Genomic DNA, 22,594 nt, shown 5'->3' on the forward strand with positions numbered 1-22,594 from the left:
TTCCCGGGGAGATCGGTGGCCCGTCGCCGGCCGACGGCGGCAGTGGTCCCACGGGGCCGCTCAGCCCGTGCCGGCCAGCGCCTTGCGCTCCCAGCGCCGCCCGGCGCGGGTGTAGAGCGCCGCGCCGATGCCGCCCGCGACGAGGCCGATGCCGACCGCCGCGCCGCCGGCCTGCAGCGGCGGGTAGAGGTCGAACGCGATGGCGATGATGACCAGCGGCAGGAGCACCGCCATCATCGCGAGCGTGAACAGCGCGAACGTCGGCGTGTCGAACAGGAGTTCCGTGGGTTCGAGCCCGGCGACGTACGCGGTGACGCCGAAGACGTACAGCGCCAGCGGCGGGAAGACGAGCAGCCCGACGACAGCCGTGTCGTAGCCGAACACGACGCCACCGAGCGCCAGGTACCCCAGCCCGACCGGGAGCGCGAGGATGGCGAACCCGATGAGCTTCGCGCGGAACACGGTCGTCAGGGTGACCGGGTAGCGGAGGTAGAACCGCCCGTCCTCGAACTGGCAGAGCCAGTTGTACGTCGTGAACGTCCCCAGCGCGAGGATGGTGGCGATGGTCAGCCCCGGGGCCGGCCGGACGGGGACGACCTCCGGCAGGTAGGCGAGGAGGACGGCGAGGACGCCGAAGACGAGCCCCTGCGAGAAGACGACCTTCCACAGCCCGCCCGACGACCGGCCGACATCGAGCAGCGACTTCGTGAGCGCGCCCTGGCGGTCCAGCCCGCCCAGCCGCGAGTGGAGGAACCGGAACCGGTCACGCGCCGTTCGGGCGGGCGTCCGCCGGTCGAACTCGAACAGCGCGATACCCACCGCCGTCAGGGCGACGGGCAGGACGACGCTCCCGGCGACCGCAGCGGGCGTCACCCGGGAGACGAGCTGGTACGGCGTGACGCTCACGACTGCGCCCCCCCGGAGGACGAGCGCCGCCACCAGGACGCCCGTCACGGCGAGGGAGGCGAGGCGCGACCGGGTGTAGACCCCGACGAGGAACAGCGACAGCGCCACGCCCAGCGTGAACATCCCGCCGGCCGTGACGAACACGAGCGGCACCGTCGTCCACGGGACGAGCCCGAAGTACGCCAGCGGCGCCACGCCCACCGCGAGCGGCAGGATGAACAGGACGGCGTAGTAGAGGACGTCCTTGAACACGAAGGCGATCATCAGCCGCCGGAAGCTCACGGGGAGGGTGCGCGCGGCGTACAGCAGCAGCGTCGTGTCCCCGAGCAGGTCCTCCAGCGCGTCCCGGCCGACGAGGCCGACGGTGCCGACCTGCAGTCCGAGCAGCGCGACGACGAGGTGGAGCCCGCCGAGCAGCGTGTCGGCGGCGGCGTTGCCCAGCGCGAAGAAGGTCGCCGTCCCGGCCGCGACGAACGCGACGAAGAAGGGGAACATGGCGAAGCGCCGGCTCCCGAACAGCTCCGAGTGGAGCCGCCACTCCTCGCGCACCATCCGGTCGAACAGGTAGCGGTACGAGACGGCCATCTACCGGTCCTCCGGCGCCTCGCCGCCGTCGGTCTCCGCTTCCGCGGGCCCCTCGCCCGGCGCGCTCGCCGCGGGGTCGGCGGCGTCGGTCGCCAGCCCCGCACCGACCTCCGTACCGGCCTTCGAGTCGGCGTCGACCGCCGCGAAGAACCGATCGAGGAGGCTCTCGCTCTCGTCGAGTTCGCGCGGGTCGATCTCCGCGAGCAGCCGCCCGCGGTTGATGATGCCGACCTGCGTGCAGACCTCCTCGGCGGTCCCGATGAAGTGCGTCGAGAGGAACAGCGTGTTGCCGTCGGCGCGGTACTCCCGGAAGAACCGCTTCACCCGCTCCTGCATGATGGGGTCGAGGTTCGTCAGTGGCTCGTCGATGAACACGACCTCGGGCTCATGGAGGAACGCCTGCGTGATGAGCACCTTCTGGCGTTCCCCCTGCGAGAGGTCCGTACACAGCGTGTCCAGCTTGTGCTCGAACTCCAGCCGGTCGGCCCAGGCGTCGACCCGGGGCTGGACCGTCTCCTCGTCGAGGTCGCGGGTCGCCGCGACGAACTCGAAGTACTCACGCACCGTCAGGAAGGAAGGCGGTCGGCCGTTCTCCGGCAGGATGCCGACCGCCTCGCGGGCCCGGACGGGCTCGGCGACGGGGTCGATGCCCGCCACCTCGGCGGTCCCCGCGTCGGGGACGAGCTGCCCGGTCAGGATGTTGATGGTCGTCGACTTCCCCGCCCCGTTCGGCCCGAGGAACCCGAACAGCTCCCCCCGCGGGACCGTGAGCGACAGGTCGTCCAGCGCAGTCACCTCCCCGTAGTGCTTGGCGAGCCCCTCGGTCCGTACCGCGGGCTCGCCCTCGTCACCGGTCATTGCCCACCCGTTCGAACCCGGCCGTCGTTAACCCTGTCCCGACCCGGGGTCGCTCGGCCCCGCGCGACTGTTCGTACTCCCGACATCTGCTGTACTCTACAACCTCGGTACAGCGCCACTCTATCCCGTATCCTGCTCGTGCGCCCGTTGCGCCGTGCGCCGTGCCCCGAGGAAGTCGGTGAGCAGTTCGACGAGCCGGCCGGGCTGATCCTCGGGAACGAGCGCGTAGGAGTCCGGTATCCGTTCGAGTCGTGCGTTCGGGAACAGCTCGGCCAGCCGCTCGGCGTCCGCGACGGGGAAGATGGGGTCTTCGGGAGCCCACGCCAGCAGGACCGGTCGGTCGAACGATGGGAACGCCTCGGCGGCCCTGTTCGTGTATCGCGGCGAGACGCCGAGCAGGGCCTTCCGGAGATCGCGCTGTACGGCGGGGTCCGTCGAGAGCGTGCCGACGTATCCCGCGAGGGTCTCCGCGTCGACGGGGTGTTTCGCCAGCAACCGGAACGCGAGCCGCCGCACGGCGGCCAGCCGGAGCGACCGGGCGAACAGCCCCGTGACGCCGGGTACCCGTGCCCCCCAGACGAACGGGAGCGCCTCGCGTGGCGGGAAGTTGTCGAACGCGTCGCAGTTCGTGAGCACCAGCCGCTCGACGCGCCCGGGGTACTCGGCCAGGAACACCTGACAGAGTGCACCGCCCGTATCACAGCCCACCAGCGTCACCCGCTCGACCCCGACGGCGTCGAGGAACTCCGCGAGCAGGGCGGCCACCCCGGTCGGCGTGAGGTCCGCATCGGGATGCATCGGGACATCGTGGCCGCCGAGCGGGAGCGTCGGGACGAGACAGCGGGCCGCCCCCGTCTCGGCCAGTGGCCCGGCGACGTTCCGCCAGAGGTCGCCGTTCACGAACGCGCCGTGGACGAACAGCACCGGGTCGCCAGTCCCCAGATCGTGGTAACGGAGTGTTCCCTGCGGGAGTTCGACCTCGTGAGGGTCGTCCGCCAGTCGGTTCGTCGGGCCACCGGCTTCGGTCCGGGACATACCCGAATCGTGGGCGCTTGCGGCCGTCAAGACACCGACGCGGAAATTCCGGGCGGCGCGGAATCCTTCCGGATGGCGGCATTGATGGTCGGGGGAACGAACGGGGCCGTATGGACGGAGACGATCTCGCAGAACTGCTCCGGCTCCGCCACGGGGTCCTCCGGGCGGTCGTCGAAGCCCCGCGCCCGAGACACGAACTCGTCGACGCCCTGCCGGATTCGAAGTCGACCGTCTACAAGGGACTCTCGCAGCTGGAGGCGGCCGGCCTCGTCGAACGCTCCGAGGACGGCTTCGTCCCCACCCTGTTCGGAACGGTGGCGCTCGCGCGGTACGATGCGCTCGCCGACACCGCCGCGCTCGCCGACCTGCTCGCCGATGTCCCCGCCGGGGCGGTCGACCCGGCGGCGCTGGTCGGCGCAGAGATCGTCCGTCCCGACGAGACCGACGTCGAGCGTCACCTCGATGCGCTCTGGGAACTCCTCGGCGACGCCGAACACGCTCGCGGCGTCTCCCCGGTCGTGTCGCCGGGGTACGTCGAGCGCTTCCGGGCACTGCTGGACAGTGGGCTCACGGCCGAACTGGTCCTCCCCACCACCGTCGTACGCTCGCTCCGGGACGAGCACCCGGACGCGCTGGCCGCCGTCGCCGAACGGACCACCCTCCACGAGTCGACCGAGTCGCTCCCGTTCGGCGTGGTCGTGACCGAGGGCGAGCACCCGCGGATGGCCATCGAGCTGCGTGATGGGCCACTCGTCACGGGCCTCCTCACGAACGACACGCCCGACGCCCTCCGGTGGGCCGAGGCGACCGTCGACCGGTTCCGTGCAGAGGCGACCGCGGTCGCTGTCGATAGGTCGTGAGGAATCGGGTCCGAGCGGTCAGGTAGCTTGGACAGTGAGAATCAGCAGCCGCGGCGGGCGTTCACTCCTCGATGGCGTTGGCGTACTCGATGGCGTCGACCTCGATCTGTCGCAGTTCGTCGGCCCGCGCTGCGCGTCGGGCCTGGATGCGTCGCGCGGCGACGACGCCGACGGCGATTCCGGCGACGATCATCGGGACCATGCCGACGACCGCGACCTGGCGCGCGCGGCTGTTCCCGTGGTGCTCCTCGCCATCGGGGGCCGTCGCGTCCTCGTGTTCGCCCTCGTCGTCGCGGCCGAACCGGGCGCTGGGGCTGAACGTCGCGTCGTACCAGTGGTTTTCGAGCAGGGTGATGTTCATACAACCGGTACGCCGGCTGAGAAGATAGCTGTTGCGTGCTACGCCACCGAGCCACACGGTTAAGCCGGCGGCCGCCGACTCGCCGTCATGCACGTCGGGTTCTGCTACTCGCGCATCCGCGAGGACGAGAAGCTCCTGCTGAACGAACTGGAGTCCCGCGGCCACGCGGTGACCCGCATCGACGTCCGCAACCCGGCGTTCGGGCTCGACGACACCGAGCCGCCGGGCGTCCTCGACGGGGTGGACCTCGCGCTCAACCGGTGTCAGGAGTCCTCGCGGGTACGGTACGTCAGCCGCTTCTGCGAGGAGTACGGCGTCCCCGTGGTCAACGACGCCGAGACCACGGCCGTCTGCGCGGACAAGGTGCGGGGCAGCCTCGCGCTCCGGGCGGCGGACGTGCCCACGCCCCGGACGGAGGTCGCGTTCGACCGCGAGACGGCGCTCGACATCGCGGACCGCTTCGGCTACCCCTGTGTCCTCAAGCCGGTCACGGGCTCGTGGGGCCGGCTCGTCGCCCGCCTCGACACCCGTGCGGCCGCGGAGGGGATGTTCGAGCACAAGGAGGTCCTCGGGAGTTACGAGCACAAGGTGTTCTACGTCCAGGAGTTCGTCGCGAAACCCGGCCGCGACATCCGCGTGGTCGCCGCCGACGGCGAGCCGGTCGCCGCGATGTACCGCTCCTCGGCGCACTGGATCACGAACGCGGCGAAGGGTGGCGAGGTCTCGGCCTGCACCGTCGACGACGAGATGCGCGACCTCGTCGCCCGCGCGAGCGAGGCCGTCGGCGGCGGCCTCCTCGGCGTCGACCTGATGGAGACGCCCGACGCCGACGAGCCCTACACCGTCCACGAGGTGAACGGGACCTGCGAGTTCAAGGCGCTCAACACCGTCGCCGAGCGGGACGTGCCCGGGGCCGCCGTCGACTGGCTGGAGACACGGGCGGGGGCCTGACCGGAGCCCCGCCGCTCCCGGTCGTGCGCGCGCCCGGCGGTCCACCTCCGTACTCTTGTGTCGTGGCCCCCTTCGGACGGGTATGCCCGACCGGATCACCGTCTACTCGGACTACGTCTGCCCGTTCTGCTACCTCGGCCGCGAGTCGCTCTCGCGCTACCAGGCGACCCGCGAGGAGCCACTGGAGATCGACTGGCACCCGTTCGACCTCCGCTCGAACAAGCGCCGGCCCGACGGGAGCATCGACCACTCCGTCGACGACGGGAAGGACGAGGCGTACTTCGAGCAGGCGAAGGAGAACGTCCGACGGCTGCAGGAGCGCTACGGCGTGGAGATGACGCTCGAGGTCGCGATGGAGGTGGACTCGCTGCCCGCGCAGCTGGTCTCCTACCACGTGAAACAGCAGGAGCCGTACGAGACGTGGCTCGCGTTGGACGAGGCGCTGCTGGCGGCGCTGTGGCGCGACGGCCGCGACATCGGCGATACGGACGTGCTCGTCGAGGTCGCGACGGTCGTGGGCCTCGACGGCGACCTCGTCCACGAGGCGCTCGACGACGACACCCTCCGGGCGGAACTCACCGAGCAGTTCGATGCGGCCCAGGCGACGGGCATCACGGGCGTCCCGACGTTCACCTACGAGGGGTACGCCGCGCGCGGCGCCGTGCCGCCCGAGCAGCTGGAGCGGCTGGTCGAGGGCGCGTAGCCACCCGACCCCGGGACTCTTCGGCCCGGCGGCTCTCGTCGCTCCCGTGTCCTCCGACCGCCCCACGTCGCTCGCCCGGCTCCTCGACCGGGTGGTCCGGCTCGGCTGGAATCACACGGAGCGCCGGCTCCGCCTGCCGTTCCGGCTCGTCCTCGCGCTCGTCGTCGCGGTGCTCGTCTCCCGCGTCGTGAGCGTCGGCATCGGCCTCCTCACGGACAACTACCGCGGCGGCGTCCTGGCGGGCGCGTTCCCGGGCGCCGACCTCGGGACGGTGCTCCGCGTCGTCAGTTCGCTGTCCGCGGCGCTCGGCATCGCCGTCATCGTCGCCGTCGCCGGGGTCGCGCTCGACCGCCGCCGGCTCCCCGACTTCGGCTTCCACGTCGACCGCTCGTGGTGGGCCGACTGTGCCTTCGGGACCGCGCTCGGCGTGGCGCTGATGGCCGGCATCTTCCTCGTCGGCTACGCGGCGGGCTGGTTCCGCGTCGTCGGGACCGCCTTCGCCGAGCCCGGGTTCTCCTTCCTCGGGCTGGTCGCCGGCTATCTCGTCGTCTTCGCCGCCGTCTCGCTGACGGAGGAGCTGATGGTCCGGGGGTACCTGCTGACGAACCTCGCGGAGGGGCTCCGGGTCGGCCCGGTCACCGGCCGCGTCGCGCTCGGTCTCGCCGTCCTCTGCACGTCGGGCCTGTTCGGCTGGCTCCACGCGGGCAACCCGAACGCGACGCTCGTGAGCACGGCCACCATCGCGCTCGCCGGGATCTTCCTCGCGGCGGGCTACGCGCTGACGGGTGAACTCGCGGTCCCACTGGGCCTGCACTTCTCGTGGAACTACGCCCAGGGCGTGCTGTTCGGCTTCCCGGTCAGCGGCCTCCGCGTTGGCGTCGCGCTCGTCCGCACGCGTGAGACGGGCCCGGACCTGGTGACGGGCGGGCGCTTCGGCCCGGAGGCGGGGCTGCTGGGTGTGGTCGCCATCCTGCTCGGTATCGCGGCCATCGCGGGCTGGGTCCGGTTGCGGAGCGGCGACCTGGGGCTGGCCGAGGCCGTGTGGACGCCGGAGCTACGGTGGCGCGAGCGCTGATGCGGTCACGCTCGCGCCGCTACTCGGTGCCCCCGTCCACCAGCTCGCGCTGGAACGCCCGCCCGACGGCGTACAGTTTGGCCAGCGTGTAGAGGCCGAGCGCGACCCCACTGAGCCCGGTGACGATGCTGAGCAGCGCCAGGTCGCCGACCGTGTAGGCGGCCGACTGCTGGGTCAGCTGGAGGTAGCTCGCGGCCGCGAGCCCGACGCCGAACGCGACCATGAACGACGCGGCGACCTGTGCGCTCCGCCACCAGTTGTAGAGGTGGTGCTCCAGCGCCCGGTCGCGCCGCTCGGCCGAGAGCCCCGGCGGGACGAGTGGGCGGCTGAACACGCCCAGCACCAGCCCCAGGCTGGCCGCCTGGACGAACGCCACCAGGCTCCCGACTCGCGCGAGGGGCTGCCGACCGAGCAGGAGGAAGGTCACGAAGTAGGCCAGCAGCGCCGCCGGCGCGAGGAAGTAGTCCACGGGGACCAGCCACTCGCTCGCCCGCCCCGGTTCGAGGTGCGAGCGCATCCCTCGGTACCCGAGCCCCCCGAGGGTCACCACGAACGCCAGCAGCACCACGCCGTCAGCGAGCGAGGGGGCGAGGAGCCGCCCGAGCGCGTCACGGGTCTCGAGTAGCGACGCCAGCAGTGCGACCCCGTAGGTGGCGAACAGGGCGGTGAACGTCCACACCGCACCCCGCTGCTGGAGGCTGTCGGCCATCGGCAGGGGTCTCGTCGGTGGCCGGCAAAGAAGCTCCGACCCGTCCCCGTCAGAACCCGCCCCAGCGCAGGTACACCATCACGAAGACGATGGCGAGCTGGAAGACCCCCTGGATGCCCGCCAGCTTCGCGTTGCGCATCCCGATGTCCGCGATGCGCTGCGTGTCGGGGTCCGTCGAGGTCATCTCCCTGTACATCAGCACCTCGCCGGGCATCAGGACGCCGAAGCCCAGCACGCTGAGCACGACGACGATGCCCAGCGAGACGGCGATAACCGTCGAGGTCATGGCGAACTCGGGGAGCGTCACCGCGAGGTAGGCGACGCTCGCGACCGTGGCGACGGCGAAGACGGCCTGCCAGCGGCGGTCGCCGAACGCGCGGAACTGGTAGCCGATCGACAGCAGCGCCGGCACCACGATGGCGAGGTTCATCAGCGCCAGCCACGGGTCGGCGTTCGGGAAGTAGCCCAGCCGCAGCGCCAGCGTGATGCCGCCGACGATGGTGACCAGCGCCAGCACCGGCATCAGGAACGTCATCTTCGGCGTGAACCGCTGGAAGATGTCGGCGCGGGCGTCCACGTCCAGGCCGCCGATGACCGGCCCCAGCACCGCGGCCATGAACAGGTCGATCCCCGTCCACAGCACGCCGGCCATCACGTGGACGTACGTGTGCTGCTGGACGGTCCCCATCGCCAGCACGTACGCCAGCGCCAGCACCGGCACGGCCACGGCGCCGGCCGCGAACGCCGGGTTCGCTCGATTCCCCATCCCCCGTATCGTCCCGCGAACGGTCGTCGTCGACATCGTGTGTGTCTCCGTCGGCCGGGTCACAAATTCGTTACTCCGGCGGCGACGTTTCGACGGCGGCTCAGGTGTCCGCGTCGACGAACGCCAGGACGTCGTCGGCGCCGACGAACCCCTCGGCGAGCCGCCGGACCGGCTCGCCGTCCTCGAAGTAGACCAGGAGCGGAACGCTCTGGACGGCGAACCGCTCGACCAGCGGCGGGTCGTCGCGGGGGTTGACGAGGCCGACGGCCACGTCGGTCGCGCGGGCGACGTTGCCGAGGACGGGCTCCATCGACGCGCAGATCGAACAGCCCTCCGTGTAGAACTCGATGAGGGCGCGGTCGTTGGCGGCGAGGAAGGCGTCGAGGTCGGCCTCGTCGGCGAGGTTCGTCGGACGGTCGGCGGTCGCGGCGTCGCTCATGCAGTTGGGGACGCACCCGATGCGGTTAAGCACCGTGCCGGGGGGCCTCAGGCGCGCTTCACGACCGTCAGCGCCGCCGTCCCGCCGACGCCGAGCGCGAACCAGTACGAGACGACCCGGTAGACCAGCGCGATGGCGAGCGCGACGGCGGCCGACTCGATGGCCACGGCGACCAGCAGCGCCACGAGGGCGGCCTCGACGCCGCCCAGCCCACCGGGCGTGGGGACCATCCCCGCCAGCGTCGAGGCCGGGACGACGAACAGCACCGTCAGCGGGCTGATGTCGACGCCGAGCGCCTGCCCGGCACAGTACAGCGGGAAGGCGAAGAACACCCAGCCGACGTAGGCGAATCCGACGGCCTTCACCAGCGCGCCCGGGTCCTGCGCGACCCGGCCGAACGCGGCGTAGAGGTCGTCGATGCGGTCGGCGACGCCGTCGACGCTGACGCGGTCGGTCCGCCTCGCGACCGGCGCGACCAGCCGGAGGAGGCCGCTCCGCACCTGCTCGCGCCAGAACCACCCCGCGCCCGTGACGACGGGGATGCCGACGGCCATCCCGAACAGGCCGAAGGCGAGCGGCCGCGTCGCGGCGGGCAGCGACGGCCGGGTCAACAGCACGCCCAGCCCGACGGCCGCGAAGCTGAAGAACGGCAGCAGGTTCAGCAGGTCGGCGGTGACGACCGACGCCAGCGAGTCCTCGTAGCTCGCGTCCGTGTCCCGCGAGAGGACGTACGCGATGAACGGTTCGCCGCCGGCCTGCCCCAGCGGCGTGACGTAGTTGGCGAACGTGGCCGCGAAGTAGGTCACCACCAGTTTCCGGTACGGCACGTCGATGCCGACCACCGCGAGGACGACCTGCCAGGCCTTCCCCCACGAGGCCAGACAGAGCGCCGTCGAGAGACAGCCCAGCACCACCCACTCGTACTCGGCGCCGGCCAGCGCCTGCGAGACCTCCTCCACGCCGAGCCCGACGGTCACGAGGTAGAGGAAGGCGATGGCCACCAGGAAGCCGACGCCGGTCTTCGCCAGCGTCTCGCGGGTGGCGAACTCGACGAACTGCCGGCCGTCGCTCATTATTCCATGTACCCGAGGTCCTGCAGCCGCGACTTCGCGTCGTCGCTCATATCGCCGAGCACGTCGTCGTCGTCGACGTCGGACCACTCGCCGCCGACCCACGCCTCGAACTCGGCGAGCGTCGCCTCCACCTCGGCGACGACGGGGTCGTCGGTCCCGACGTCCTCGGTCTCGCCGGGGTCCGCGTCGAGGCGGTAGCCTTCGTCGGGGATGCGCTCGTTGCGGATGTACTTCCCGTCGGCGCGCCGCGCCGAGCGCATCCGGGAGTAGAACCGCGAGTCCTCCGGCAGCTCGATGCCGGCCTCCTCGGCCTTCGTCTCCAGCTGGTTCAGCTCGACGACGGGGCGGTGGTACTCGACGAAGCCGTACTCGCCGCCCTCGAACTCGCGGGCCTCCTCGCGGAGGAGCGAGCGCGTCGCGTCGAACGCCTCGCCGCCGTGGTCGGGCGTCCCGGCCGCCTCCGTCGCGCCCGCGGCGTCCAGCGTCGTGTGGTAGAGGTCGAGCAGCTCGACGGTCGTCTCGTCGCGCCCCGGCTCCAGCCCGGGCGACTTGACCAGCAGCGGCACGTTCACGAGCGGGTCGTAGATGCAGAACTCGTGGCCGTACAGCCCGTGCTCGCCGTGGAGCTCACCGTGGTCCGCACAGACGACGACCGTGGTATCGTCCCACTGGCCCGTCCGCTTCAGGTGGTCGAACAGGCGCTCCAGCTGGGCGTCGATGTGGCGGATCTCGGCGTCGTACAGCCCGCGGATATCCTCGAACTCGGACTCGGAGATGTCCCGGGCCCCGCAGTTGTACTCCTTCGAGTTCTGACAGACGGCCTCGGGGTCCACCCCGGGCGCGAACTCCTCCCGATATTCGTCGGGCGGGTAGATCGGCAGGTGGGCGTCCATCAGGTTGATGAACGCGAACCAGTCCTCGGCCTCGTCGGTGAACTCGATGGTCCGGTCGATGACCTCCGGTGTCTTCGTGTCGGCGCCCTCGCCGCTGGCGAGGTACTCGTGGACCGTGTTGCCGAGTTCGACGAGGCGGTCGGCGACCGAGCGCAGGCAGTCGTTGTCGTTGATGCGCTGCCAGAGGTCCGCCAGCGTGCCCGAGAGGACGTCCCCGGGCATCACCTCGAAGAAGTTGTCCTGGTGGTCGAAGCCCGCCGTCAGCCGCGTGTACGGTGTTATCCAGGCGTTCGAGGAGTAGCACGCGGTGGCGTGGCCGTTCGCCCGGACGGCCTGGGCCAGCGTCCCGATGTCGTCCGCGAGGTAGGGGTCCTCCTGGGTGGCGGCGTGGTCGCTCGGGTACAGCCCCGTGAACATCGAGGCGTGGGAGGGGAGCGTCCACGGCGCCTGCGCGACCGCGTTCTCGTAGACGCGGGCCTCCGCGGCGAACTCCTCCAGCACCGGCGTCGTCGGGCGGTCGTGGCCGTACGGCGTCAGGTGGTCCTTCCGGACCGTGTCCAGCACCACGAACAGCACGTTGCCGTCCGCCTGGCCGCCCGCGTTCTCGGCTCCGGCGGAGTCGGCCGTCTCGCTCATACCCGCCTCTGTCCGTGCCGAGGCAAGAAACCCGCGGATTCAGTCGGCCACCACAGGAGCGAGTTACCGTGCGTAGCGTCCCCTTACTCGGCGAATCCCTGAATCGCTCCGGGGCCGTCTACGGGGCTCCCGGCTACCGCTCGACCGTCGCTGCGTCGGCCGCCCGGGCGAACTCGAAGCCGTCGTAGTCGTCCCGGGCGACCCGGTCGCAGATGTCGCGGTACATGTCCAGCCCGCCGGGGAACGGCGTGAACACCTCGGTCTTCCCTGGGACGTTGTCGCCCCGGTACCAGGAGTCGGCCTCCGAGAACAGCATGTTGTCGGCCAGCATGTTCGTGTTCGTGACCCACCGCTCCTGGGACGCCTCGGTCGGCTCGATGGCGTCGTACCCGTGCTCGTCCATGTAGGCGATGCAGTCGGCGATCCACTCGACGTGCTGCTCGATGGAGAGCGGCATGTTCGTCAGCACCGACGGGGACTGGGGCCCGGTGATGGTGAACAGGTTCGGGAAGCCACGGCTCATCAGCCCGAGGTAGGTCCGGGGCCCCGCCGACCACGCCTCCTCCAGGGTCAGGCCGTCGCGCCCCTCGATGTCCATCGCCAGGATGGCGCCCGTCATGGCGTCGAACCCCGTCGCGAAGACGAGCACGTCGAGTTCGTACTCGTTCGCGGTCGTCTTGATGCCCCGGGCTGTCACGCGCTCGATGGGTTCGCCGTCGTCGCTGACGTCCACGAGCGAGACGTCGTCGCGGTTGTACGTCCGGTAGTAGTCGTTGTAGTCCATCGGCGGCCGCTTCGCGCCGTACGGGTGGTCCGTCGGGACGAGCTTCTCGGCGAGGTCGGGGTCGTCGATCTTCTCGCGGATCCTCTCGCGGATGAACTCCGAGATGACCGCGTTCACCTCGGCGTTCGTGAGGACGTGGCCCGGCTCGAACGCGTGGAGGAACCGGAAGCCGCCCTGCTGCCACCGCTCCTCCAGCGTCTCGCGGATCTCGGCCTCCGACAGCGAGGCCGCCGAGTAGTGGTCGTGCTCGAACGGCATCCCCAGCCGGGAGTCGCGGGCCCGCTTCCAGATGTCGTCGTAGTTCGCGCGGATCTCCGCGTACTCCTCGTCCTCCAGCGGCCGGTTGCGCGCCGGGACGGCGTAGTTCGGCGTCCGCTGGAAGACGGTGAGATGCCCGGCGGTGCCGCCGGTCTCGGAGATGAACTGGATGCCCGTCGACCCGGTGCCGATGACGCCGACGCGCTTGCCGGCGAGGTCGACGCCCTCCTCCGGCCAGCGGGCGGTGTGGTACTGCTCGCCCTCGAACTCCTCGAGCCCGTCGAACTCGGGTCGGAACGGCTCGGAGAGACAGCCCACGCCGGTGATGAAGAAGCGCGTCTCGACGACCTCGCCGTCGGCCAGCTCGACGGTCCAGGTGGCCGCGTCCTCGTCGTAGGTGGCGGATTCGACCTCGCGCTCGAACGCGATGTCCCGGCGCAGGTCCAGCTCGTCGGCGACGAAGTTCAGGTACTCGAGGATCTCGGGCTGCTCGGGGTAGCGCTCGCTCCACTCCCACTGCTCGCGGATCTCGTCGGAGAAGGAGTAGCAGTAGATGTGGCTCTCGCTGTCGCAACGCGCGCCCGGATACCGGTTCCAGTACCACGTCCCACCGACGCCGTCGCCCTTCTCGTAGACGCGCACGTCCAGGCCCTGCTCGCGCAGGCGATGGAGCATGTACAGTCCCGAGAACCCCGCGCCGACGACGACGGCGTCGACGTCTGTGGCTCCGTCTCCCGGTCCTGTGTGCGTGTCCGCCTCAGGCATGGCTGGTCACTGGGGGAGAGGGGGTGTCTGTCGGGATTAAGTCTGGTGCCTGTCCAGCGGTCGACGTTGATATGGGCCGTCCGCCCCGCGGCACGTGGCGGTCCTGGCCTCGCCCGGATACATCTCCGGCCGAGGATTGATGTACGGAGACGAACGACACGCACGTGATGGCGAAACAGGCCGGCCGCATCGTCAGTGATCTGATGGACGAGCCGCACCTCGCGGAGCACCGGATCTCCGTCCGCCGGATTCACGCGCTCGTGGAGGAACGCGGCCTCGATCCGCAGGCGGCCGCCGACTCCCTCGGTGTCGGCGTCGCGGAGGTGTACCGGGCACTGACGTACTACCACGACAATCCCGGGGAGATGCACGAGGTCGAGCGCCGCCGCGCGCAGCGCATCGAGGACTCGCGGGCGGCCGGCGCGGTCACCGGTCCAGAGGACATCTGAATGCCCTTCCGGCTCCTGTTCGACGAGATGACCGAGGCCAGCCTCGCGGACTACTGCGAGCGGATGGGCCACGACGTGGAGCGGGTCGTCGAGGTTCCGGAACTGGGTCCGGGGAGCGATGACTCGGAGATCGTTCCGTACGCCGAGCGCGAGAACCGTCTGCTCGTCACCTGTGACGACGACTTCCTCGGCGAACACGATGCGGTCGACCGTATCGGTGTCCTGTTCCAGCCAGACGACAGATTGCCCCCGTTCGAGGCAGCCAATATCATCGATGCCGTCGCGACCCACGTCGGCCAGAAGCAGGTAGCACAGGGTGGCGTGGCCTACCATCTGACGGACGACTGGCTCTGATCCGTGGCGGTGTCGTAGCTGTCGGAGGCTCTCGCCCTCCGTTGTGGCGTCCGAAGAAGGTGGAACGTCGCGACCGACCCGGCCTACTCGCCCGAGCCCGTCTCCGCGGCTGCGCCGCTCCGTTCCTCGGGCTCGGTCGCGGTACTCACTCGCCCGAGCCCGTCTCGATGGGGGCGCCGACGAGGTTGCCCCACTCGGTCCAGGAGCCGTCGTAGTTCGTCGTGTTCTCGTAGCCGAGCAGCTCGTGGAGCGCGAACCACGCGATGGAGGAGCGCTCGCCGATGCGGCAGTAGGCGACGACGGACTGCGAGTCGTCGATGCCCTGCGCGCCGTACAGCTCCGCCAGCTCCTCGCGGGACTTGAAGCGGCCGTCGTCCTGCACCGTCGCGGCCCAGGAGATGTTCTCGGCGCCGGGGATGTGGCCACCGCGCTGGGCGGTCTCCTGCAGGCCCGGGGGCGCGAGGATCTCGCCGGAGAACTCCTCGGGCGAACGGACGTCGACGAGCGGGATGCCACGCTCGATGGCGTTCTCGACGTCGTCGCGGTAGGCGCGGATGGTCTCGAACGGACCGCCGGCGTTGTACTCCTGTGCGGAGAACTCCGGTGCCTCGTCCGTGAGCGGGTAGTCGTTCTCGACCCAGTAGTCGCGCCCGCCGTCCATCAGGCGGACGTCGTCGTGCCCGTAGTACTTGAACTGCCAGTAGGTGTAGGCCGCGAACCAGTTGGAGTTGTCACCGTAGAGGACGACCGTGGAGTCCTCGGTGATGCCGTGGGAGCCGAGCAGGTCCTCGAAGTCCGCCTTCGAGAGGATGTCGCGCTCGGTCTGGTCCTGCAGTTCCGTCTCCCAGTTGAAGCCGATGGCGCCGGGGGCGTGCCCCTCGTCGTAGGCCTCGGTGTCCACGTCGACCTCGACCAGTCGGTGGGCGGGGTCGTCGCTCTGGAACTCGTCGAGTCGGTCCTCGACCCAGTCGGCGGAGACGAGGACGTCCTTCGCGTAGCTGTCTTCGACCATTTCGTTCCCCTATACCCGGACCCGAGAGATAACCCTACCACCACCGGCAGGACAGGCCGCTCATGGCTGTTTCAGGATTTTGTTGCCGGTAATTCCGCGGGGCCAGCCGTCCCTCGTCCGGGCAGTTGACCGTCCCTGTCCCGGTTCCGGCTCCCGGAGTCGAATTGCAGTCCAAATAGCCGCCACGGAGACGGCAATATCTTCTGGTATCGCGTATCCCGGGCCCCGTTCGCCGCGCTCGCCGGGTTGATGCCCGCGGAGCGTGGAGAGGGGAGCATGACCGACGAGGACGCCCGACGGCAGGCCGTGGCCGACGGGTCCGGTACGGCGGCGGGGCCCGGCGACACCGACGACGAGGTGCCGGTCGTCGTGAGCGTCGACTGGCTGGCGGCCCACCGCGAGGACCCGGATGTGGCCGTCGTCGACGTCCGCGATGCCTGGGAGTTCGACGGCATCGGGCACGTCCCGGGGGCGGTGAACGTCCCGTTCGACGCCTTCCGTGCGACCGAGCATGCGGCGCAACGCGCCGGAGACAGCGCGAGCGGCGACGAGCCGCGAGCGCACGGCGAGGCCGAGGCCGGGATGCTCCCCGGGTCGCGGGCGTTCGCCGACCTGCTGAGCGAGGCCGGCATCGACAACGGCGACCGCGTCGTCGCCTACGACGACACGAACGGCGTCTTCGCCGCCCGGCTGCTCGTCACCGCCGAGCTGTACGGCCACGACCCCGACCGCCTCCACCTGCTCGACGGTGACTTCTCGGCCTACAATCTGGCCCACGAGACGACGAGCGCGGCCACCGAGGTCGAGCCGACCGACTACCGCGCCGCGTACCAGGAGCGGGGCCCGCTGGTCCCTCTCGCCACGGTCGAGGCCGCCATCGACGACCCCGGGACCGTCATCGTCGACACGCGCGAGGAATGGGAGTTCGAGGAGGGACACATCCCCGGCGCGGTCCGGCTGGACTGGCAGGAACTGGTCGACGCGGAGACGCGGGGCCTGCTGCCGGCCGACGAGATGCGCGACCTGCTCGCCGAGCGCGGCATCCGCCCGGGCGAGCGGGTCCTGCTGTACTGCAACACCGCCCGGCGCATCAGTCACACGTACACGGTGCTCCGGCATCTCGGCTTCCCGAACCTGGCGTTCTACGAGGGCTCGCTGACGGAGTGGGAGGCCGCGGGCAACACGCTGGAGACGGCCTGAATCGGGCGCTCGTCCGGGCCGTCCGTGTCGTCCGCTCAGTTGTCCGGGCTGCCCGTGTCGTCCGGACCGCCCGTGTCGTCCCCCAAGCCTCGCAGCCCTTCGTCCGGTCGCCGGGGGTCGTCGCCTCCGCCGCTCGGACCACCGCCGTCCACGTCGAGCCGGGCCTGTCGCCCCTTCGCGGTCCGCGAGAGCAACTCCACCGTCTCGACCAGCAGCGCGACCACGAGCGGTCCGGCGATGAAGCCGATGGCGCCGACCGTGAGGAGGCCGCCAGTGAAGCCGATGAAGTACAGCGACGTGGGCAGGTGGGCCGCGCGGCTCGCCAGCCGTGGTCGGATGATGGCGTCGGGGGCGAGGCCGACGAAGACGGCACCCAGCACCGCGACGAGGATCGCCCGCGTGGGCATCCCGGTCAGGATGTCGACGCCGGCCAGCGCGGCGACCAGAACCCCCGGCCCGACGATCGGGATGAACTGGAGGATGCCCGCGACGACGGCCAGCGTGAACGGGGCGCCGTAGCCCAGTGCCCCGAACACGACCAGCGCGACCGCGAACGTCCCCGCTGCCGTGGCGGCCTGCAGGACGTAGATGCCGTACAGGGTCTCCCGGACGCGCCGGTCGAGCGCCACCAGCACGTCGTGGTAGGCCGGGGGTGTCACGGCGAACGCGGTCCGGCCGACGGAACCGGGCCGCACCAGCAGTGCGAACAGCAGGATGGCGAACAGGAACAGTTTCAGCGCGAGCACCGGCGCGGCGGTCGCCACGTCCACGGCGAGCGACTGCAACGCCCCCCTGGCGGTCGCGAGGGCGGTGGTCGTGTCGAGGGTGTAGCTGAACTCCCCCAGCGGGACCGTCACCTCCTTGGGGACCGTACGGAGGAGGGTGAACAGCGACTCGCGGCGGTTGTAGAGCACGAGCGCGAACGCGGCCACGACGACGAGGACGACGCCGAACGCGGCCCCGGTGACGACCGCGCTCGCCCAGTAGGCCGGCACCCCGCGGTCGACGAGTCGACGCTGCACCGGGTAGAGGACGTACGCGACGGTGACGGCGAAGAAGACGGTCTGGAGGACGTCGAACAGCACCACCCCACAGAGCAGCAACAGTCCGGCGACGAGGCCGGCCAGCAGCCGGCGGCGACGGCGAGCGAGAGACACGCCATCCGCTTTCGCGTCGTGTGACAAAAAGTCACGCGTCGATCGGGCCGGGCCGGCGGCCCCTCAGCCCCCGTCCTCGCCGACCGCCTCGCGGAAGCGCTCCAGCCCCAGCGACAGCATATCCGGCGAGACGGCCTGGAACTCCTCGCGGTCCGGGCCCAGGTACTCGCGGACGCTGTTCCAGGCCTCTCGGGCGTAGCGCTCGTCCAGCAGCACCCGGACGCCGACCTCCTCCGGCCCTCGGATGACCCGGCCGACGGCCTGCCGGGCCTTGCGGACAGCGGGCACCGTCAGTGCGTACTCGAAGCCGTCGCCGAAGCGCCGGTCGTAGGCGGTCCGGAGCGCCCGCGTCCGGGGGCTGGCGGTGTTGATGAGCGGGACCCCACAGACGACGGCGGCGCTCAGGCGGTCCCCGCGGTAGTCGACGCCCTCCGTCAGCGTCCCGCGCAGCGAGGTGACGAGCACCTTCCCCGGCCCGTCGAAGAACCGCTGCTTGAGGTCCTCGGTGACGTCGTCCGCCGACGATTCGTCGAGCAGGACCTCCTTCTCGACCGCCCCCCGGAGGTACTCGGCGGCCCATTCGGCCTCGGCGTAGTTGGGCATCCCGACGAGGACGTTGCCCGCCACCGACGCGACCTCCCGGAGCGCCGACGCGTGGATGCGCCGGGCCTCGGTCTCCTCGCCCGGTGCGCCGCGGTTCTCGAAGGTGAACGGTGGTGCCGCGACCGCGAACGACTCCCGGTTCTCCGGCGGGAAGTCCAGCCCGTAGCTCCGGGTGATGACGGGCCGGTCCTCCTCGCGTTCGAGGTGGTTCAGCCCGGTCACCTCGGCGAAGGCGTCCAGCGGCTCGAGCGTCGCGCTCATCAGGACGCCGCCGCCGAACTCGTCGAGGCGCTCGGCGATGGCGTCGCCGGGCAGGCAGTTGTGGAGCGCGAACCGCGCGTTGTACGCCCGGCGCCACGAATCGGTCGGCTGGGCGTCGTCCCAGGTCCGCTCCAGTTCGATCTCGCGGAAGTGATCCACGTGGTCGGCGCGGGCCCACGCGCCCAGCGCGCGGCCCACCGCGGGCGCCGTCCGCTTCGTGTCCTCCTCCTCGACGCTGTTCAGGATCCGCGCAGCGACGGCACACGCGCTCTCGGCGCGCACCCAGTCGCGCTCGGTGTACCCCTCCTCCTCGGCCCACGCCGTGAGGTCGTCCGTCCGGGGCGTCTCGGGGTCGCGCAGGGGGATCTCGTCGTCGGGCAGGTCGTTCAGGTCCGCCCGCCAGCCCCGGTGCTCGCGGTCGAGGTAGGACTCGACCCGCCGGCCGAGTTCCGCCCGGAGGTCGCGGAGGAACTGGCGTGTGCGCTGGAGGTCCTCGAGGTCGACGGTCGCGTCCGATAGCTCGGCGCGGATCTGGTCGACCGGCCCTGTCTGCCGCCCGGTCTCGTCGGTCATCGTCAGCGGCTGGACGACCTGTGCGAGTTCGCTCTCGGCATCGCGCAGCGACACGTCCGCGACGCCCTCGCTCACGAGGTCGCGCACGCGCGGTTCGAGCATGTGCGCCTCGTCGCAGACGACGAACGTCTCGTCGTCGAGCAGCGCGCCCGTGAACGTCTCGACAGTCGTGGGGTCGAACGCATGATAATAATTCCCGAGAACCACCTCCACCTCCGGCAGCAGCGCCCCCATCACCGAGTGCGGGCAGGTCCCGGCGTCGACCGACAGCCGCGTGAGTTCCTGTGCGTCGATGTGGCCCGTCTCCGTCCAGTCGAAGGGGACCGCCTCCGACGCCTCGCCGTCGTCGGGCAGGTCCTCGAGGAACTGCGCGTAGAACGGGCAGTACTCCACGTCGTTCCCGGATTCTGGGGTCCCTTCGGGGTAGGGCGCCATCCCGCCCGCGGCTTCGAGGTAGTCGGCCGCGTCGCCGCCGCTCCCGGAGTCGGCCAGCCCGACCTGCTGGGAGCGGGCCTGCGCCGCGAGGTCGCCCGCGCTCGTCTCGTCGGCGAGCGCCCGGGTCCGCTCGCGCAGCCCCTCGCACCGCTCGTAGACGTTCGTATCGTCGATACCGCCCGTTCCCGCGACGTTGTACGCGCACACGTCGGCCTTCCCGACGAGCGTGAGCCCCGACACGGGGGTCCAGTCCTCGGGCAGGTTCGCGTTGATGATGCGGAGGTCCTGCTCGAACTGCCGGAGCTGCTGCTTGACGCTCGTCAGGCAGAGGACCCGCTCGTACTGCGTGTCCGGGTCCCGGACCAGCTGGATGCCCGCGGTGAGCGCGATATGCGTCTTGCCGGTGCCGCAGGCACCCTCCAGTGCCACGAAGCCACCGCTCTCGCCCGTTCCGATGGCCGTCTCGATGCCGTCGACCTGGTCGTCGTACGGCTCGGCGTGGCCGAACACGTCGCGCCAGGGCTGGTCGTCGTCGTGGTCGCCGCTCTCGCCGCCCGCGTCGCCGGTTCCGCCGCTCGTCCCGGCGTCGTCGCTCGAAACGTCGGCCCCCTCGGTCACGAAGTCGGGTCGGGCGTCACCGGCCATAGGCGTGTCGGGTCCTCCTCCCGGGATGGGTCTTGAAGTTGTGTGTGGGTTGCATATAAGTATTTTATATTCAAAGTTAGTAATCAAGCGCAGATTTTGGTATCATATACTACTGTTTTGGATGATAGTATGCCCTGCGACGATAGACATGTCCACGAAGCCCTCACGCTCTCGACTCGGGGGTGGTTCGAAAATCGGTGATTTTCGTCATCACGAGAGAGCTCCGCTCTCTCGAACGACCTCGCTGCGCTCCTCGGGTTCGCTTCGCTCGGCCTGCGGTGCTTGCGTCGTCCACCTTCGTCGAGTTCTGGAAGACGTTCCTGCTCGCGTTGCTGCGCGGGCTGCGACTTCCAGCGTTCGCGCTTCGCGCTCACAGCGCTCGCTCTTCGAGTCCGCCAGGGGGTTGTGTTTCGAGTCGAGCGACGCGCGTTGTGGTTCCAGCGGAGTGCTAGTGCCCCCACACCTCCCCGCGCCAGCGCCGGGGACCACCGAACACGCTCGCTTCGTCGTCGGGCTACGCCCGACTGCAAGCGGGACGGAGTCCCGCCCTGCTCGCGGTTCGGCGCGGGTGGCGCTGGCGCGCTTCCTGATTCCGGAACCGGCCGACCGAGCAACCGCTCTCCGGCCGGGAGCGCGTGGCGCAGCGCGGACGCGCAAGCCCGCGCGACCTGGGGAAGGGCAGGGCCACCGCGCCCGTGACACAACTGACTCCTGGCGGACTCGAAGGGCGAGCGCGCTCAGCGTGGCCCCGGCGACGTAAGCACCGCAGCGGATGCCCGGAACGGCGCGAGCGGAGCGAGCGCCGCACGCCCGGACCGCGAGGAGCGCAGCGAGCCGCGGCCGCCTGAGCGCGCGAGGGCTTCGTAGATGGTTCCGTTACCGGAGGTCCTCGCTTCATCGCTGCCGACATCTGTGACACCACGCGACCACCACGCCCGAGCCCCGACGGTTTACCCGTCCGCCCGCCCAACTCCCGGTATGAGCATGGACGCCGACTTCGACGCCGAGGCGTGGGCGACGGAACTCGAGGAGTACCGCGCGGAGAAGGACGAGTTCTTCGCCGAGCACCGGCAGTCACCCATCCCGGCGGACGACCGCGAGGACTTCGAGGGGCTGACCTACTACGACCCGGACCCCTCGCTGCGCGTCGCGGCGCGGGTCGAGCCCGCCGACGGCGAGGACACCATCGAACTGGAGATGACGCAGGGCGAGCCCCAGCCGTACGAGCGCGCGGCGAAACTCGTCTTCGAACTCGACGGCGGGGAGCACGAGCTGTACGGGTACGAGCAGGTCCAGCCCGAGGAGGGCCACGACCACGCGGCGGACGACACGACGACGTTGTTCGTCCCGTTCCGGGACGGCACCACGGGCGATACGACGTACGGTGCGGGCCGGTACATGGAGTTCGAGGTGGAGGGCGACCTCGCCGACGCGGACGAACTCCCGCTGGATTTCAACCTCGCGTACCACCCGTTCTGTGTCTACAACGAGGCGTTCGCCTGCCCGCTGGCGCCGCCGGAGAACACGCTCGACGTGCGCATCGAGGCGGGCGAGCGGCTGGCGCGGTCGCTCGGCTCCGACTGACCCGGGCGAGCGGCGTCAGCCCCGCATGAGGTTCATCACCTCGTCGGCCACGTCCGGCGCGACCGCGAGGACGTAGGACTGGCCGGGTTCGAGGACCGTCTCCGGGCCGGCGATGGTGTCGCCGGCGGCGTCCGAGACCACGAGGCTCCCCCGCGGGAGCGCGACGTCGGCCAGCGCCCGCCCGGCGACGGGGGCGCCCTCGGCGACCCGGACCTCCAGGATGTCGAGCGCGCCGGTGGCCTCGGTCAGCGTCTGGACGTCGTGCTCGATGGCGTTGGCGGTCGCGCGGGCGCCGGCGCGCTCGGGGAAGGTGACGGCGTCGACGAACCCGGCGTACTCGTCGCCCACCTCGCGGTCCGTCCGCATCACCGTCTCGAGCCCCGATTCGAGCCGGGTGGCGACCATGCAGGTGGCGAGGTTGACCCCCGTCCGGCCGGTCAGCGCGGCGAGCGCGTCGGCGCGGTCCAGCCCGGCCTGTTCGAGGATGGACGGCCGCGTCGCGTCCCCCTGGATGACGGTCGCGATGTACTCGTCGCTGAGCGCCTCCACCCGGTCTGGGTCCTCCTCGACGACGACGACGTCGTGCCCCCGGTCGTCGAGGAGTTCCGCGGTTCGTGTCCCGACCCGGCCGCCCCCCACGACGACCACCCTGAGCGATGCCACG

22 protein-coding genes are annotated in these 22,594 nt (G+C 70.7%); 8 read left to right on the forward strand and 14 right to left on the reverse strand.

The genetic code is table 11. From position 1 onward, the window contains the following. Positions 1-60: 60 nt before the first annotated feature. The 3 genes from P2T62_RS00290 to P2T62_RS00300 all read right to left on the reverse strand — a co-directional run bounded on the left by P2T62_RS00290 (position 61) and on the right by P2T62_RS00300 (position 3,384). Complete coding sequence (locus P2T62_RS00290; protein WP_276259487.1) at positions 61-1,491, reverse strand: hypothetical protein; 1,431 nt, start codon at positions 1,489-1,491, stop codon at positions 61-63. Next, on the reverse strand, positions 1,492-2,349 hold the full coding sequence (locus tag P2T62_RS00295) for an ABC transporter ATP-binding protein (protein WP_276259488.1): 858 nt from the start codon (positions 2,347-2,349) through the stop codon (positions 1,492-1,494). Between the two features lie 120 nt (positions 2,350-2,469). Further along, positions 2,470-3,384: an alpha/beta fold hydrolase gene (locus P2T62_RS00300; protein ID WP_276259489.1), complete on the reverse strand. Its 915-nt coding sequence runs from the start codon at positions 3,382-3,384 to the stop codon at positions 2,470-2,472. Between the two features lie 110 nt (positions 3,385-3,494). Here P2T62_RS00300 and P2T62_RS00305 point away from each other — a divergent pair, with 110 nt between their 5' ends. Further along, entirely contained in the window at positions 3,495-4,244 is a 750-nt protein-coding gene (locus tag P2T62_RS00305; protein WP_276259490.1) for a helix-turn-helix transcriptional regulator, read from the forward strand. A 61-nt stretch (positions 4,245-4,305) separates the two neighbouring features. Here the strand turns inward: P2T62_RS00305 and P2T62_RS00310 are convergent, their stop codons facing one another. Further along, positions 4,306-4,605, reverse strand: a complete 300-nt coding sequence (locus P2T62_RS00310; RefSeq protein ID WP_276259491.1) for a hypothetical protein — start codon at positions 4,603-4,605, stop codon at positions 4,306-4,308. A gap of 87 nt (positions 4,606-4,692) precedes the next feature. Here P2T62_RS00310 and lysX point away from each other — a divergent pair, with 87 nt between their 5' ends. From lysX to P2T62_RS00325, 3 genes are all read left to right on the forward strand, one after another. Further along, the gene (lysX, locus tag P2T62_RS00315) at positions 4,693-5,556 is read left to right on the forward strand and encodes a lysine biosynthesis protein LysX (protein WP_276259492.1); all 864 of its coding nucleotides are present in this window, start codon (positions 4,693-4,695) and stop codon (positions 5,554-5,556) included. 82 nt (positions 5,557-5,638) lie between these two features. Next, a complete protein-coding gene (locus P2T62_RS00320; protein ID WP_276259493.1) occupies positions 5,639-6,259 on the forward strand; it encodes a DsbA family oxidoreductase in 621 nt (206 codons plus the stop codon). A gap of 46 nt (positions 6,260-6,305) precedes the next feature. After that, positions 6,306-7,334 carry a CPBP family intramembrane glutamic endopeptidase gene (locus tag P2T62_RS00325; RefSeq protein WP_276259494.1) on the forward strand — a complete coding sequence of 343 codons (1,029 nt, stop codon included), beginning with the start codon at positions 6,306-6,308 and terminating at the stop codon, positions 7,332-7,334. Between the two features lie 19 nt (positions 7,335-7,353). Here P2T62_RS00325 and P2T62_RS00330 read toward each other — a convergent pair whose 3' ends face one another. The 6 genes from P2T62_RS00330 to P2T62_RS00355 all read right to left on the reverse strand — a co-directional run bounded on the left by P2T62_RS00330 (position 7,354) and on the right by P2T62_RS00355 (position 13,657). After that, positions 7,354-8,043 carry a hypothetical protein gene (locus P2T62_RS00330; protein WP_276259495.1) on the reverse strand — a complete coding sequence of 230 codons (690 nt, stop codon included), beginning with the start codon at positions 8,041-8,043 and terminating at the stop codon, positions 7,354-7,356. 49 nt (positions 8,044-8,092) lie between these two features. Next, positions 8,093-8,809 carry a hypothetical protein gene (locus P2T62_RS00335; RefSeq protein WP_420028471.1) on the reverse strand — a complete coding sequence of 239 codons (717 nt, stop codon included), beginning with the start codon at positions 8,807-8,809 and terminating at the stop codon, positions 8,093-8,095. A 100-nt stretch (positions 8,810-8,909) separates the two neighbouring features. Further along, on the reverse strand, positions 8,910-9,248 hold the full coding sequence (locus tag P2T62_RS00340; RefSeq protein ID WP_276259497.1) for a thioredoxin family protein: 339 nt from the start codon (positions 9,246-9,248) through the stop codon (positions 8,910-8,912). A gap of 47 nt (positions 9,249-9,295) precedes the next feature. Then, on the reverse strand, positions 9,296-10,321 hold the full coding sequence (locus P2T62_RS00345) for a lysylphosphatidylglycerol synthase transmembrane domain-containing protein (protein ID WP_276259498.1): 1,026 nt from the start codon (positions 10,319-10,321) through the stop codon (positions 9,296-9,298). Further along, entirely contained in the window at positions 10,321-11,850 is a 1,530-nt protein-coding gene (locus tag P2T62_RS00350) for a sulfatase (RefSeq protein WP_276259499.1), read from the reverse strand. Before P2T62_RS00350 ends, P2T62_RS00345 begins: the two co-directional genes overlap by 1 nt. A 133-nt stretch (positions 11,851-11,983) precedes the next feature. After that, positions 11,984-13,657 (reverse strand): flavin-containing monooxygenase, encoded by a 1,674-nt coding sequence (locus tag P2T62_RS00355; RefSeq protein ID WP_276259500.1) that lies wholly within the window; start codon positions 13,655-13,657, stop codon positions 11,984-11,986. A gap of 167 nt (positions 13,658-13,824) precedes the next feature. On the opposite strand from P2T62_RS00355, the gene P2T62_RS00360 reads away from it, so the two are divergent. Continuing rightward, positions 13,825-14,106: a DUF433 domain-containing protein gene (locus P2T62_RS00360; protein WP_276259501.1), complete on the forward strand. Its 282-nt coding sequence runs from the start codon at positions 13,825-13,827 to the stop codon at positions 14,104-14,106. Continuing rightward, entirely contained in the window at positions 14,107-14,460 is a 354-nt protein-coding gene (locus P2T62_RS00365; RefSeq protein ID WP_276259502.1) for a DUF5615 family PIN-like protein, read from the forward strand. It abuts the gene before it with no gap. Between the two features lie 145 nt (positions 14,461-14,605). Here the strand turns inward: P2T62_RS00365 and P2T62_RS00370 are convergent, their stop codons facing one another. After that, positions 14,606-15,472, reverse strand: coding sequence for a sulfurtransferase (locus P2T62_RS00370; RefSeq protein WP_276259503.1), 867 nt, complete (start codon positions 15,470-15,472; stop codon positions 14,606-14,608). A 357-nt stretch (positions 15,473-15,829) separates the two neighbouring features. Here P2T62_RS00370 and P2T62_RS00375 point away from each other — a divergent pair, with 357 nt between their 5' ends. Next, complete coding sequence (locus P2T62_RS00375; RefSeq protein ID WP_276261661.1) at positions 15,830-16,672, forward strand: sulfurtransferase; 843 nt, start codon at positions 15,830-15,832, stop codon at positions 16,670-16,672. A 35-nt stretch (positions 16,673-16,707) separates the two neighbouring features. On the opposite strand, the gene P2T62_RS00380 is transcribed toward P2T62_RS00375, so the two are convergent. Then, positions 16,708-17,829, reverse strand: a complete 1,122-nt coding sequence (locus P2T62_RS00380) for an AI-2E family transporter (RefSeq protein ID WP_276259504.1) — start codon at positions 17,827-17,829, stop codon at positions 16,708-16,710. 63 nt (positions 17,830-17,892) lie between these two features. Then, positions 17,893-20,346: an ATP-dependent DNA helicase gene (locus tag P2T62_RS00385; RefSeq protein ID WP_276259505.1), complete on the reverse strand. Its 2,454-nt coding sequence runs from the start codon at positions 20,344-20,346 to the stop codon at positions 17,893-17,895. 978 nt (positions 20,347-21,324) lie between these two features. On the opposite strand from P2T62_RS00385, the gene P2T62_RS00390 reads away from it, so the two are divergent. Continuing rightward, positions 21,325-21,930 carry a DUF1684 domain-containing protein gene (locus P2T62_RS00390; protein WP_276259506.1) on the forward strand — a complete coding sequence of 202 codons (606 nt, stop codon included), beginning with the start codon at positions 21,325-21,327 and terminating at the stop codon, positions 21,928-21,930. Positions 21,931-21,945: 15 nt separating this feature from the next. On the opposite strand, the gene P2T62_RS00395 is transcribed toward P2T62_RS00390, so the two are convergent. Further along, positions 21,946-22,593 carry a potassium channel family protein gene (locus P2T62_RS00395; RefSeq protein ID WP_276259507.1) on the reverse strand — a complete coding sequence of 216 codons (648 nt, stop codon included), beginning with the start codon at positions 22,591-22,593 and terminating at the stop codon, positions 21,946-21,948. Position 22,594: the final 1 nt, after the last annotated feature.

The organism is Haloglomus litoreum (assembly GCF_029338515.1).
GTDB classification, from domain to species: Archaea; Halobacteriota; Halobacteria; order Halobacteriales; family Haloarculaceae; genus Haloglomus; species Haloglomus litoreum.